The following is a 12,543-nucleotide window of genomic DNA, read 5'->3' on the forward strand; positions in this document are numbered from 1 at the left end:
GCCTGAATGCTTGCGCTCGAGATGTACCGCAGCGTCGCCAAGACGGCGCTGGGGAAGGTCGCCGGCGGGCGGCTGCCGCTGCTGCTGACCGGGGCCGCGGCGCCGCTGCGGATGGTGACGCTCGATCCGCCGAGGGTCGAGCACGACGGATGGGCACGGCTGCGGGTCTCGCTGTCCGGCATCTGCGGCTCCGACCTGGGGATGCTGTCGGGCAGGACGAGCCTCTACTTCCAGCCGCTGGTGAGCCTGCCGTTCGTGCCCGGCCACGAGATCGTGGGCGAGCTGCTCGACCCCTGCGGCGACCTGGCGGCCGGGACCCGCGTGGTCGTCGACCCGGTCCTGACCTGCGCCGCGCGCGGGCTGGAGGCGTGCGAGGCGTGTGCGCGGGGCGAGACCAACCGGTGCTCCCGGATCACCGTCGGCGACATCTCCTCCGGGCTGCAGACCGGGTTCTGCCACGACACCGGCGGCGGCTGGTCCCAGCAGCTCTCGGTGCACCGCTCCCAGCTCCACGTGGTGCCGGAGGGCTACTCCGACGAGCAGGCGCTGCTCGCGGAGCCGGTCGCCTGCGCGGTGCACACGGCGCGAAGGGCCGCGGTCAAGCCCGGTGACCGGGTGCTCGTCTCGGGCGCCGGGGCTGTCGGGCTGCTGGCCACGCTGGCCCTGCGCGAGCTCACCGACGCCGGCGAGATCCTGGTCGTCGCCAAGCATGCTCATCAGCGCGAGCTGGCGCTCGAGTTCGGCGCCACCGAGGTCGTCGCACCGTCGGAGACGCTGCGCAGGATCAGGCGCGCGACCAGCGCGTTCATGCTCGAGCCGGAGATGCTCTCCTCGCCCTACCTGCTCGGCGGCGTGGACGTGACCGTCGATGCGGTCGGCTCGAAGGAGTCGCTGCAGACCTGCCTGCACGCCACCCGCGCGGGTGGACGCGTGGTGCTCTCCGGGATGCCCGCCTCCGCCGATCTGTCCGCGGCCTGGTTCCGAGAGCTCGAGGTGGTCGGGACGTACGCCTCCTCGCGCGGCTCCGGCGACTTCGCCACCGCCCTCGATCTGGTCGGCCACGACGCCATGTGCCGGCTGGCCAAGACCGTCGCGCCCTACCCGCTCCACCGCTGGCGCGAGGCCCTCGACCATGCCCATTCAGCCGGTCGGCTCGGCACCGTCAAGGTGGCGTTCGACCCCAGACGTACGTCTTGAAGAAGGAGAGTCATCGATGACACGGCCAGGTTTCGTGCTGGAGGTCGACGACCGTACGCCGCCCCTGCTCGTCCACGAGGGGCTCGGGTTCCGGCTGGAGGAGTTCCCGCAGGGCACCCGGGTGGTCTACCCGCCCGAGTCGCTGCCGACGGTGCCGGATGTGGAAGCGGCGATCCGCGAGTCGCTGGAGAACCCGGTCGACTCCGAGCCGTTGCGGGAGCTGATGTTCCCGGGGATGCGGCTGACGATCGCCTTCGACGACCTCTCCCTGCCGCTGCCGACCATGAAGGCGCCCGACATCCGGGGCCGGATCATCGAGCAGGTGCTCACGATCGCGGCCGAGAAGGGCGTCGACGACGTCGAGATCATCGCCGCGCTGGCCCTGCACCGCCGGATGACCGACGCGGAGATGAAGCACATCGTCGGCGAGCGCGTCTTCCGGAGCTTCGCGCCGCAGGGGCTGCTCTACAACCACGACGCCGAGGACCGCGCCAACCTCGAGCACATGGGTGTCACCGAGAAGGGCGAGGACGTCGAGATCAACAAGCGGGCGGCCACCTCCGACCTGCTGATCTACGTCAACGTCAACCTCGTCGCGATGGACGGCGGCCACAAGTCGGTCGGCATCGGGCTGGCGTCCTACAAGTCGATCAAGCACCACCACAACGCCAAGACCATGGTCCACTCGCGCAGCTTCATGGACCACAAGCACTCCGAGATGCACTCCTCGGCCTGGCGGATGGGCCGGCTGATCGGCGAGCACGTCAAGGTCTTCCAGATCGAGACGACGCTCGACAACGAGGTGTTCGGGAAGCCGTACGACACTCTGCTCAAGCGCGAGTGGGAGTGGTCGCTGCGCGACCAGGCCACCGTGCTCGGCCTGCGTCGCGGGCTGGCGGTCGCGCCGCAGAAGATGCGCCACAAGATGTTCCACGACCTGCGGTCCAACTACGGGCTGACCGGGATCACCGCCGGCGCCGTCGAACCGGTGCACGAGCTGACCGTGCAGCGCGTCCACCAGCAGCAGCGGGTCAAGGTCGAGGGACAGTCCGACGTGATGGTGATGGGGGTGCCCTATCTGGGTCCCTACAACGTCAACTCGACCATGAACCCGATCCTGGCCGCCTGCATGGGGCTGGGCTACTACTTCAACTCCTACCTGCGCCAGCCGGTCGTGCGCGAGGGCGGCGTGGCGATCCTCTACCACCCGCTCGACGAGGGCTTCAACACCCTCACGCACCCCTCCTACGTCGACTTCTACGAGGAGGTGCTGGCCGACACGACCGACCCGGCGCTGATCGGGCCGAAGTTCGAGGAGCAGTTCGCCACGGACCCCTGGTACGTCCACCTCTACCGCACCTCGAACGCCTACCACGGCGTTCACCCGTTCTACATGTGGTACTGGATCGCGCACGCCCTCGACCACCTCGGCGACGTCATCTGGGTCGGCGGCAACCCCAAGGCCGCGGCGCGGATGGGCTTCCGCTCGGCATCCACCCTGCGGGATGCGCTCGAGATGGCGAGCTCGACCGTCGGGCCGTCGCCGTCGATCACCTACCTGCGCAACCCTCCCCACCTGCTGGCGGACGTCCGATGAGCAGCTTCTGGAAGGAGACGGCCCGCGACGTACGGCTCTTCCAGCGGGGCTGGCGATGGGGTCACCGGGCGCAGGTGCCGCGGTCGGCGGAGCCGTTCGTACCGCCGGCGACGACGACGGTCTTCGACAACGAGTGGTCGCGCAAGCCGGCCGCGCGGGCGGTCAGAGAGGTCGCCCAGGCCGGGCTCGAGGCGGTCTTCCGGTCGCAGGTGAAGACCCAGGTCGAGGGGCTGGACGTGCTCGAGAGGCTCGACGGGCCGGTGATCTTCGTGGCCAACCACGCCTCCCACCTGGACACTCCGCTGATCCTGCTGAGCCTTCCGGACCGGTGGCGGCGGCGTACGGCGGTGGCGGCCGCGGCCGACTACTTCTTCGACACCTGGTGGCGGGCGGTGGGCTCCTCGCTGGTCTTCAACACGCTGCCGATCGACCGCCGCGGGGGCGCGCTCGCGAACGCGCCCGGTGAGGTGCTCGCCGACGGCTGGTCGCTGGTCGTCTTCCCCGAGGGCACCCGGTCCAAGGACGGCACCGTCGGCCGGTTCCGGTCGGGCGCCGCCTACCTGGCCATCGAGTACGGCGTCCCCGTCGTCCCGATCGCCCACCGCGGCACCTACGCGGCGATGCCGCGCGGGGTGAACTGGCCGGGCAAGGACAAGGCCGGGGGCCGTCGCCAGCTGACCGTACGCTTCGGGGAGCCGCTCCGCCCCGCCGAGGGCGAGTCGATCCGCGAGTTCGCGCCCCGGATCCGGACGGCGGTGGCGAGGCTGCTGGACGAGGACGCCACCGCCTGGTACGCCTCGATGCGCCGCGCCGCCGAGGAACGCACGCCCGACCCCGCCGGCGAGGAGATCGCCGAGTGGCGCAAGGTCTGGGCGGCCACGGAGTCACCCGACCCCGAGCCGGACCGGATCAACGCCTGGCGCCGCTGACACTCAGGCCCAGCTACTCAGGCCCAGCGCAGCAGCGCGGCGACGGGCGCGTCGCCGAGCACGCTGGCGGGCAGGACGCACACCTCCGCGTCGGTGAGGACCGCGGCGGCGACGAGCGCCTCACCGGCCGGGACCGGACCGGAGACCGGGGCCTCGCCGAAGGTGAGGCCGGGATGGTCCGCCGGGTCGAGGGTGTGCCCGGCCAGTGCGCCGGGATCGATCAGCAGCGTCTCGACACGGCCGGTGACGAAGGCGTCGGCGACGTCGCGTACGCCGGTGGCCGCGCGCTCACCCTTGCCCCAGGCCTCCTCGAGCCGCCGCACCAGCGCGGTTCGGCGGCGTACGACCTGGTCCAGCACCGCGGTGCGGATCGCCTCGTCGCGAGCGTGGTCGCCGCCGTCCTCGGCGCGCTGACCGCTCGCCAGCTCGACCACCTCGGCGGGAAGGCCGGCGAGCTTCTCGCGCAGCCTGCCCACCGAGGTCGGGTCGCCGCCGATGAGCACGAGCTCGTGGCCGTGGTCGCGGACCAGTCTGGTCACCTCCTCGGCGACCTTGTCGGCGTTGTGCCGCCAGACGTTGTCGGTGGTCTGCTGCATGCGGAAGGCCGCCCAGCCGACGTTGTCGTGGACCTTGTGGACGTGCTCGAGCTCGTCGCCCGCCACGGTGGTCGTGCTCGTGGGCTGCGGCAGTCCGGAGTCCCACAGCGAGATGTCGCCGCCGGTGTGGTCGGCCAGAACCAGCACGAACGGCATCGAGGCCTCGCGTGCGGCGATCCAGGAGCCGAGGTCGGGGAGCGCGTCCCAGGTCGCGACCGGGTTCGGGACCTCGGCTACGGCGACCTCGTCGTAGGCGATCCCCTCGGGCGTCGCGACGACGACCCGCGCGAGCGGGGCCGGCTGGCGTACGTTCGCCTCGAGCCGGTCGGAGACCTGGGCGACGACGCCCGGGGGAGCGCCCTGGGCGGAGAGCTTCTCGCAGGCGGCTCGCACCCGGAGCTCCTTGGCATGGGCCGCGTCCTCCGAGTTCTGGCTGACATCGGCCAGCACGGTGGCGTACGGCCCGGGTCGGGTCAACAGATTGGTGAATCCAGCGGTGTCCATATCGGTGTGGTACCCAGCCACAGGGGACGTCACACGGGGGTCGGATCAACCGGCTGCGCAGGTGACCTCGGTGACGTGCCACTCCTCGTCCTTGCCCTCGCCGGAGCGGGTGACCACGAAGGTGAACACGGACCTGCCGCCGTCGGGGGTCAGCTCCACCGTGGCGCCGGTCTCGGTGAGGTCGGTGGAGGTGATGCGTACCTTCTCCAGGTGGCCGCGCGCGTCGGCCGTCTTCTCGGTGGGCGGGGTCTGGACGGAGGGACAGGCCCGCGCCCACTGCGCCACCAGCTCCGGCTTCGCCTCGACCGTGGTCCAGCTCGTGGTCCGGGCGAACCGGCTGGCGGCCGTCTCGGACTGCTCGGTGGCGTGCTCGCGGAAGCGCGAGCGCGAGTAGCCGTAGCCGGCCACCGAGATCAGCACCCCGACCAGCAGCAGCACACCGACCTTGATCGCGATCTCGCGCCGCTCGCTGCTCTGCACGGGACGTTCCTATCACCACCGGCCCCAGGACCCGAACCGGCTCGCGGATGAGAGAGCTCTCATGGTCATCTCACGATCACCTCACCGCGGGTCGAGATGGTTCTTGCATGGCGCCGGGAACACCCGGGGCAGAACCTGAAGGGACGAATGATGAAGAAGCTTCCGATGATCCTCGGGACCGGCCTGGTCGGCGTGGTCGCGGCCGCTGTGTTCAGCTACCAGAGCGCTGCCGCTGTCGATGACGACGGCTATGCCAAGCGTGAGGAGAAGTCCAACACCCAGGTGACCACCGTCGACGATGACGACGACAACGACGCCGACGACGTCACCCGCGACGCCGCCGGCAACGACACCGCGACCAACGGCACCGGTGTGACCCGGGCGACCAAGGACAACACCCGGGACAACAACACCCGCGACAACGTCACCCGCGACGTCCAGACCAAGGACGACAACACCAAGGACAACAACACCAAGGACAACACGCGGGACAACAACCCGCGCGACAACAACACCAACGACCGGACCCAGGGCTGAGTCGAAGATGACCGACACCTGGGGCCTGGTCCAGGGTGACGCGATCACCCCCGAGCTGACCGCGATGCGGCTGCTCGGGGGCGGCTCGTCGTACGAGGCCTTCCTGGCCTTCGACGAGATCACCTACGGGCCGGTGGTCGCGAAGGTCCTGCGACCGAACCTGATCGAGAGCGAGACCAGCCGCAACGCGCTGCGGCGCGAGACCGACGCACTGACGCAGCTGCGTCATCCGGTCCTCGTCCGCGGCCTGCGCGAGGACCTCGACGGCGAGCGCCCGTACGTCGTGATGGAGCACGTCGAGGGTCCCCGGCTCTCGACGCTGATCCGCCGCCACGGGCGCCTCCCGGAGCAGCAGTACCTGCCGCTGGCGCTCGACCTCGCCTCGGCGCTGCACTATCTGCGGCGCTCCGGCTGGGTGCACCTCGACATCAAGCCGAGCAACCTGATCATGGGCTCGCCGGCCCGGCTGATCGACCTCTCCGTGGCCCGGCCGGCCGCCGCGGCCGCCGCGCTGCGCCACGAGATCGGCACCGACGCCTACATGGCCCCCGAGCAGTGCCTGCCCGGCGAGCGCGGCGAGGTCGGCCCCGCCAGCGACGTGTGGGCGCTCGGCGCAACGCTCTTCCACGCCGTCACCGGCGAGCGGCCGTTCCCTGCCGGGGACCCGGACGCCGCGGACCGCACCGAGCGCTACCCGCAGCTCGTCTCCGGGCCCGTCGACCTCCCCAGGCGTACGCCGCCCGAGGTCGTCAAGGTCATCGAGGCGTGCCTCGCGCCGGATGCCGGCGACCGGCCGGCCCCCGCGGAGATCGCCGAGACGGTCTCGCCCGCGCTGGAGCGGCTCCCGCGAGCCTCGCTGGGCGGCCTGCGGATCCACTGACCCTTCTCGATATCCCCTGCGGCTGAGGCCCGGCGCTTGCCGGGTCCTCAGCCGTTCCCGGCACCGAGCTCAGGGCTGGAAGCGGTAGCCCATGCCACGTACGGTCTCGACCCGGGCCGAGCCCAGCTTCTTGCGCAGGTAGCCGACGTAGACGTCGACGACGTTGGAGCCCGGGTCGAAGTCCATGCCCCAGGCCAGGTCGAGCAGCTGCGCCCGGGAGAGGACCTGCCCCGGATGCCGCAGCAGCACCTCCGCCAGTGCGAACTCCCGCGCGGAGAGGTCGCTCTCGCGCCCGTCGACCCGCAGCCGCCGGGTACGCAGGTCCAGCGCCACCGAGCCGGAGCGGAGCTCGCCGACCTCGGCGTCGGTGTTGTCCTGCTGGCGCAGGCGTACGTTGATCCGGGCCCGCAGCTCGGCGAAGCGGAACGGCTTGGCGAGGTAGTCGTCGGCGCCGCCCTCGAGCGCGGAGACGGTGTCGTGCACCGAGTCGCGGGCGGTCAGCACGACCACCGGCATCCGGGAGCCCTGGGCGCGGAGCTGGTCGAGGACCTCGAAGCCGTCGATGGTCGGCAGACCGATGTCGAGCACCATCAGGTCGAAGGCACCGCTCAGCGCCTCCTCGAGCCCCTCGAGCCCGTCGGCGACGGTGCTGACCTGGTGGCCGTCGGCGCTCAGGCCCTTGGCGAGGAAGGCCGCGATGCGGTCCTCGTCCTCGACGATCAGGATGCGGGCCATGCCTCTCCTTCGGTGCGTGCGGGCAGGGTGATCGTGAAGCGGGCGCCGGAGGGTGTCGCGTCCTCGACGCCCACGGTGCCGCCGTGGGCGGTGGCGATGGCCGAGACGATGGCGAGGCCGAGCCCGAGGCCCGGCCGGTCGCCGGAGCCGGTCTCAGCGCCGCGCGCGAACCGTTCGAAGATCCGGTCCCGGTCCTCGGCGGGTACGCCCGGTCCGGTGTCGCGCACCCACAGCCGCAGTGTGCCGTCGACGGTCGCCGAGCCGACCGCGATCCGGTCGCCGGGCGAGGTGTGCCCGGCGGCGTTGTCGCACAGCTGCAGCATCGCCTGGGTGACCCGCTGCGGGTCCAGGCGCCAGGTGCCTGGGGTGGCCTCGTCGAGGTGCCAGTCGCGGTCGGCCAGCGCGCTGGCCTTGGCCAGGATGTCCTCGGTGAGGGTGTCGACGTCGACCTCCTCCAGGGTGAGGAAGTCGGGCCGGTCGTGCTTGGCCAGCAGGATCAGGTCGCCGACCAGACGGCCCATCCGGTCGACCTCGTCGAGCGCCAGCCGCCGGGTCTGCTCGACCTCGGCCGGGTCGGACTCGTCGAGAAGCTCGAGGTGGCCGCCGATGATCGTCAACGGCGTACGCAGCTCGTGACCGGCGTCGTCGAGGAACTGACGCTGGTCGGAGAACGCCTGCTCCAGGCGGGCCAGCATGTCGTTGAAGTTCCTGGTCAGAGCCGAGATGTCGTCATTACCCGACTCGGGCAGCCGGGCCGAGAGGTCGCTGGCGTTGACCGCACCTGTTGCCTGCCGAAGCCTGGTCAGCGGGGCCAGCAGCCGCCCGGACTGCCAGGCCGCGACCACGGTGACGAGCAGGGCGAGAAGGGCGGCCACGATCGTGTAGGTCCGCATGGTGCTGCGCAGCTCGGCACGGTCCTCGTCGAGGTAGGAGACGACCAGCAGGGCGCCCTCCGTGGTGCCCTGGGCGTTGCCCTGCCGCACCGGCTGGCCGGTGATGCGTACCTCGCCGTCCGCGGTGTCGAGATAGGTCGTCCCGCCGTCGCGGACCACGTCGCGTACGGCGCTGCGGAACCGTGGCGACTCGACCAGCGGGTCCTCGGGGAAGTGCGCGCGCGGCCGGCCGTCGACCCAGGCGACGAGGAGCTCGTCGTCGTCGGGCACGTTGCGGCTCAGGAACGTCCGCAGCAGGCCCTCCACGTCGTACGGCGCCCTGGTCTCGGGGTCGATGCCCTCGGTGCGCAGCCTGGAGAACTCGTCGAGCTCCTGCTCCATCTCGCGCGTGGTCGCGGCGTCGACCCGGCTGAGCTCGACGGCGTAGACGATGAGCCCGGCGCCGGCGAGGGCGAGGGTGACCAGGAGGGCCACCGAGGCGGTGATCCGGGTGCGTACGGACAGCCCCCGGCGTGGGTCAGTCGTCGTCATGTCGGTCGTCGCGGTCATCGTCGTCATCATCATCGTCGACGGGACCAGGAGTGACGACCGGGACACTCGAAGGATCTGTGCTCGGAGACGATCCCGTGCTCGGCGCGGACGGGGAGACCGACTGCGAAGGCAGTACGACGGGCTCGCGGGGCGGCGGGTCGTTCTCGGAGGCTCCGGCCAAGGAGCCGGCCAGGTAGACGCCGACAGCCACGAGGACCACCAGCGGGAGAAGGATCTTCAGGGTGCGCGACATGACCCTCCGATAGTGCCTGACCACCTGTCCGAAGTGGGGGTCCATGAGAGACCTCTCATCGATACAGTGATCCGGGTCACCACTTGCACCTGGAGGTAACGCCCGTGTTCGTCCCGTTCAGCGTCAACGACTTCATCGACCGTGCCGCATCCGTCTACGGCGAGCGGGTGGGCATCGTCGACGAGCCCGACCAGCCGGCGGCCTCGCTCGGGGAGGTGACGTACGCCGAGATGAAGTCGCTCGCGAAGCGGATGGCCGCGAGGCTCGACGAGCTCGGCATCGGGGTGGGGGAGCGGGTCGCGATCGTCTCCCACAACTCGGCGCGACTGCTGACCGCGTTCTACGGCGTCTCCGGCTACGGCCGCATCTTGGTGCCCGTCAACTTCCGCCTCCGTCCCGACGAGGTCTCCTACATCGTGGAGCAGTCCGGCGCCTCGGTGCTCTGGGTCGACCCCGAGGTCGACGAGGCGCTGAAGGACGTGACCGCGAAGCATCGGTTCGTGCTCGGCGACGACGCCAACCTCTACGCCGAGGAGGGTGTCGAGCCGACGCCGTGGGAGCCGGACGAGAACGCGACCGCGTCGATCAACTACACCTCCGGCACCACCGCCCGGCCCAAGGGCGTGCAGATCACCCACCGCAACATCTGGACCAACGCGCTGACGTTCGGGCTCCACGCCGGGCTGACCGATCGTGACGTCTACCTGCACACCCTGCCGATGTTCCACGCCAACGGCTGGGGGATGCCGTTCGCGGCGACCGGCCTCGGCATCAAGCACATCGTGCTGCGCAAGGTCGACGGGATGGAGATCCTGCGCCGCGTACGCGACCACGGAGTCACCTACATGTGCGCCGCGCCGGCGGTGGCGGCCGCCGTGCTCGACGCGCTCCCGCAGTGGCAGGCCACCGAGGGCGAGATCCCCGGGCGGGACAAGGTCCGGATCATCATGGCCGGTGCTCCGCCGCCCACGAAGACCGTCGTCCGCGTCCAGGAGGAGCTCGGCTGGGAGTTCATCCAGATCTACGGCCTCACCGAGACCTCGCCGCTGCTGACCATCAACCGCACCCGTGCCGAGTGGGACGACCTCGACCCGATGGAGCGCGCCGCGAAGCTGACCCGCGCTGGCGCGCCGGCGATCGGCGTGAGCCTCGACATCTCGCCCGACAAGGAGGTCCTGGCCCGCTCCAACGTCGTGCTCGAGGGCTACTGGGAGAAGCCGGAGGAGACCGAGAAGGCTCTCGCCGACGGCTGGTTCCACACCGGCGACGGCGGCAGCCTCGGCGACGACGGCTATCTCACCATCTCCGACCGCATCAAGGACGTGATCATCACCGGCGGCGAGAACGTCAGCTCCGCCGAGGTGGAGGACGTCCTCTTCCTGCACCCCTCGGTCGCCGAGGTGGCCGTCATCGGCATCCCGAGCGAGAAGTGGGGCGAGACCATCCTCGCCCTCGTCGTCCTCGCCGAGGGCGCCCAGGCGACCCAGGAGGAGCTGATCGCCTGGTGCAAGGAGCGAGCCGCCGGCTACAAGGCGCCGACGGTCGTGGAGTTCCGCGACTCCCTGGCGCGTACGGCCACCGGCAAGCTGCAGAAGTTCAAGCTCCGTGAGCCCTACTGGGGTGACCGCGAGCGCAAGGTCAACTAGACGAGCTGGCGGGTCGCTCAGGCCGTCGCCCTGGGGCGACGCCGGGCGGCCCGACGGATCACCGAGCCCGGCTTCGAGGCCAGGAGCGGGTCGAAGTCATCGGTGATCGGTGTCAGGTCGGCCTCGTCTACGAAGACCGCGCCGTCGCGTACCTCTGCGGCGAGGTCGCGACCGAGCACGGCACCGGCGGTGCCCATGCCGCCCCAGATCGTGGCGTTGATGCCGAACATGTGCTCCGTGCTGCCGCCGGCGAGGAACAGCCCGGGGATGTGGGTGGTGACCCGCGGCCGGAAGGGGCCGAGGTTCTTGATCAGCGGCGCGATGCCGTAGCAGGAGCCGTCGCTGGTCAACGTGAAGCGCTCCTGGGTGATCGGCGTGGAGGCCTCGCAGAAGACCATCCGCTCGCGGATGTCCGGGATCATCAGCTCGGCGGTGTTGAGCACCCGCTGGGTGAGCTGCTCCTTGAGCTGGAGGTAGCGCTCGTCACGGCCGTACGACGCTCCGTCGGTGGGGTCCTCGGAGACGTTCCAGAACTCGTGTCCCTTCGGCGCCCAGCTGACCAGCTCGAGCGTGGAGTACCCCGCAGGCGCCGAGTGCGTACCCTCTGAATCCTTGGCGGTGGGGCAGCTGATCCCGACGGGCATCTGCTCCGGGCAGCGGCCCGCCTCGACCTCGCGGTAGTAGCCGTCGACGTCGTTGGTGGGCCACACCCACGCCAGCGGCGGCGTGCCGCGTTCGCGCAGGTCGACGTCGAGAGCGACGTAGACCGCGAACATCGGCAGCGTCATCTCGAGGTCCTTCAGCCGGCGGCGCAGGCGGCGGGTCAGGTGCTCGTCGCCGACCAGGTCGGCCCAGGTCCTCTTGAAATCCGCGGCGGAGACGACGACCTCGGCGCGGATCTCCTCACCGTCGGCCAGACGTACGCCGACCGCTCGTCCGTCCTCGATGAGGATCCTCTCGACCCGGGCCTTGGTGCGCACCCGGCCACCGTGCGTGGTGATCACGTCGGTGAGGTGGGCGCCGATGACCTGCCCGCCGCCGCGCGGGTAGTAGGCGCCGGCCTGGAGGTAGTGGTGGAGGAAGCCGGCGTGCATCGCCGTGGGCGTGCGGTAGGGCGGCCAGGTGTAGTCGCCGTTCTCGGCGAGGATCACGGCCTGCGCGTCCGCGCTCAGACCGCAGGCGTCCATCAGCTTCGTGATCGGCCGGATGCCCCAGCGCAGCAGGTGATAGGGGCGCCGCCGCGGCTGCTCCCCGGCGGCGATGATCCGCATGATCCGTACGCAGCGGCGCAGCCCGGCCTCCTCGCTGGGGAAGGCCGCGATGAGCCGGTCGAGGTAGGTGTCCCAGCCCGTCGGTGTCTGGAAGGTGGTGCCGGGGATCATCACCTGACAGTGGCCCTCGGGTCGCTGGCGCAGCCACTTGATCCGCTCGGTCAGTGCGAGGCCGGACAGCGCGGTCTGCATCCGACCGCCGGGGCCGCACTCGCCGACGTAGTGGGTGCCGACGTCGAACTCGAACTTGTTGCCTGCCCGGCGGAAGACCTGGGTGCTGCCGCCGACGACCTGGTTGGCCTCGAGCACCAGGACCCGCTTGCCGTTGGCGGCGAGGTAGGCCCCGCAGGTGAGGCCGCCCGGCCCGGCGCCCACCACCACGGCATCCCAGGTGTGGTCGTCGGCCTCGTGGCCCGGAGTGGGGGGTGCTGCAGTCTGGGTCATCGCCGGCCGCTTTCGGAGCAGTGATTTGGAGTCGGACTCCAGTTAACTCG

At 70.8% G+C, this 12,543-nt stretch carries 12 protein-coding genes; 6 read left to right on the forward strand and 6 right to left on the reverse strand.

Features of this window, described 5'->3' with window-relative positions; translation table 11 throughout:
- Positions 1-6 precede the first annotated feature (6 nt).
- Genes ACW14X_RS24160 through ACW14X_RS24170 form a run of 3 tightly spaced genes read left to right on the forward strand, consistent with a single transcriptional unit; the run spans position 7 to position 3,723 of the window.
- On the forward strand, positions 7-1,197 hold the full coding sequence (locus tag ACW14X_RS24160) for a zinc-dependent alcohol dehydrogenase (protein WP_457163587.1): 1,191 nt from the start codon (positions 7-9) through the stop codon (positions 1,195-1,197).
- A 16-nt stretch (positions 1,198-1,213) separates the two neighbouring features.
- Positions 1,214-2,794, forward strand: coding sequence for a lactate racemase domain-containing protein (locus ACW14X_RS24165; RefSeq protein WP_350720992.1), 1,581 nt, complete (start codon positions 1,214-1,216; stop codon positions 2,792-2,794).
- Complete coding sequence (locus tag ACW14X_RS24170) at positions 2,791-3,723, forward strand: lysophospholipid acyltransferase family protein (protein WP_457163588.1); 933 nt, start codon at positions 2,791-2,793, stop codon at positions 3,721-3,723. Before ACW14X_RS24165 ends, ACW14X_RS24170 begins: the two co-directional genes overlap by 4 nt.
- Before the next feature lie 17 nt (positions 3,724-3,740).
- Here ACW14X_RS24170 and ACW14X_RS24175 read toward each other — a convergent pair whose 3' ends face one another.
- Together ACW14X_RS24175 and ACW14X_RS24180 are read right to left on the reverse strand one after the other, a co-directional pair.
- Positions 3,741-4,823, reverse strand: a complete 1,083-nt coding sequence (locus ACW14X_RS24175; protein WP_457163589.1) for a baeRF2 domain-containing protein — start codon at positions 4,821-4,823, stop codon at positions 3,741-3,743.
- 45 nt (positions 4,824-4,868) lie between these two features.
- On the reverse strand, positions 4,869-5,303 hold the full coding sequence (locus tag ACW14X_RS24180; RefSeq protein WP_350720998.1) for a hypothetical protein: 435 nt from the start codon (positions 5,301-5,303) through the stop codon (positions 4,869-4,871).
- Positions 5,304-5,453: 150 nt separating this feature from the next.
- On the opposite strand from ACW14X_RS24180, the gene ACW14X_RS24185 reads away from it, so the two are divergent.
- Both ACW14X_RS24185 and ACW14X_RS24190 read left to right on the forward strand, forming a co-directional pair.
- Positions 5,454-5,840, forward strand: coding sequence for a hypothetical protein (locus ACW14X_RS24185; RefSeq protein ID WP_457163590.1), 387 nt, complete (start codon positions 5,454-5,456; stop codon positions 5,838-5,840).
- Between the two features lie 7 nt (positions 5,841-5,847).
- The gene (locus tag ACW14X_RS24190) at positions 5,848-6,720 is read left to right on the forward strand and encodes a serine/threonine-protein kinase (RefSeq protein WP_457163591.1); all 873 of its coding nucleotides are present in this window, start codon (positions 5,848-5,850) and stop codon (positions 6,718-6,720) included.
- Between the two features lie 69 nt (positions 6,721-6,789).
- Here ACW14X_RS24190 and ACW14X_RS24195 read toward each other — a convergent pair whose 3' ends face one another.
- From ACW14X_RS24195 to ACW14X_RS24205, 3 genes are read right to left on the reverse strand one after another with little or no spacing between them, the layout of a single operon-like run.
- Positions 6,790-7,455, reverse strand: coding sequence for a response regulator transcription factor (locus ACW14X_RS24195; protein ID WP_406034106.1), 666 nt, complete (start codon positions 7,453-7,455; stop codon positions 6,790-6,792).
- Positions 7,440-8,897 carry a sensor histidine kinase gene (locus tag ACW14X_RS24200; protein ID WP_457163592.1) on the reverse strand — a complete coding sequence of 486 codons (1,458 nt, stop codon included), beginning with the start codon at positions 8,895-8,897 and terminating at the stop codon, positions 7,440-7,442. Before ACW14X_RS24200 ends, ACW14X_RS24195 begins: the two co-directional genes overlap by 16 nt.
- A complete protein-coding gene (locus ACW14X_RS24205; protein ID WP_160021932.1) occupies positions 8,866-9,132 on the reverse strand; it encodes a small secreted hydrophilic protein in 267 nt (88 codons plus the stop codon). Before ACW14X_RS24205 ends, ACW14X_RS24200 begins: the two co-directional genes overlap by 32 nt.
- 104 nt (positions 9,133-9,236) lie before the next feature.
- Here ACW14X_RS24205 and ACW14X_RS24210 point away from each other — a divergent pair, with 104 nt between their 5' ends.
- Positions 9,237-10,778 (forward strand): AMP-binding protein, encoded by a 1,542-nt coding sequence (locus tag ACW14X_RS24210; protein ID WP_457163593.1) that lies wholly within the window; start codon positions 9,237-9,239, stop codon positions 10,776-10,778.
- Between the two features lie 17 nt (positions 10,779-10,795).
- On the opposite strand, the gene ACW14X_RS24215 is transcribed toward ACW14X_RS24210, so the two are convergent.
- Positions 10,796-12,493, reverse strand: a complete 1,698-nt coding sequence (locus ACW14X_RS24215) for a phytoene desaturase family protein (RefSeq protein ID WP_457163594.1) — start codon at positions 12,491-12,493, stop codon at positions 10,796-10,798.
- Positions 12,494-12,543: the final 50 nt, after the last annotated feature.

It is taken from the genome of Nocardioides sp. YJ-D4, from assembly GCF_054031495.1.

What these genes read in the sequence shown, in the direction of transcription:
- ACW14X_RS24160 (WP_457163587.1), top strand. Translation starts at nt 7, where the DNA reads ATGCTTGCGCTCGAGATGTACCGCAGCGTCGCCAAGACGGCGCTGGGG.
- ACW14X_RS24215 (WP_457163594.1), bottom strand. Translation starts at nt 12,493, where the DNA reads ATGACCCAGACTGCAGCACCCCCCACTCCGGGCCACGAGGCCGACGAC.
- ACW14X_RS24190 (WP_457163591.1), top strand. Translation starts at nt 5,848, where the DNA reads ATGACCGACACCTGGGGCCTGGTCCAGGGTGACGCGATCACCCCCGAG.
- ACW14X_RS24175 (WP_457163589.1), bottom strand. Translation starts at nt 4,823, where the DNA reads ATGGACACCGCTGGATTCACCAATCTGTTGACCCGACCCGGGCCGTAC.
- ACW14X_RS24170 (WP_457163588.1), top strand. Translation starts at nt 2,791, where the DNA reads ATGAGCAGCTTCTGGAAGGAGACGGCCCGCGACGTACGGCTCTTCCAG.
- ACW14X_RS24200 (WP_457163592.1), bottom strand. Translation starts at nt 8,897, where the DNA reads ATGACCGCGACGACCGACATGACGACGACTGACCCACGCCGGGGGCTG.
- ACW14X_RS24195 (WP_406034106.1), bottom strand. Translation starts at nt 7,455, where the DNA reads ATGGCCCGCATCCTGATCGTCGAGGACGAGGACCGCATCGCGGCCTTC.
- ACW14X_RS24185 (WP_457163590.1), top strand. Translation starts at nt 5,454, where the DNA reads ATGAAGAAGCTTCCGATGATCCTCGGGACCGGCCTGGTCGGCGTGGTC.
- ACW14X_RS24205 (WP_160021932.1), bottom strand. Translation starts at nt 9,132, where the DNA reads ATGTCGCGCACCCTGAAGATCCTTCTCCCGCTGGTGGTCCTCGTGGCT.
- ACW14X_RS24165 (WP_350720992.1), top strand. Translation starts at nt 1,214, where the DNA reads ATGACACGGCCAGGTTTCGTGCTGGAGGTCGACGACCGTACGCCGCCC.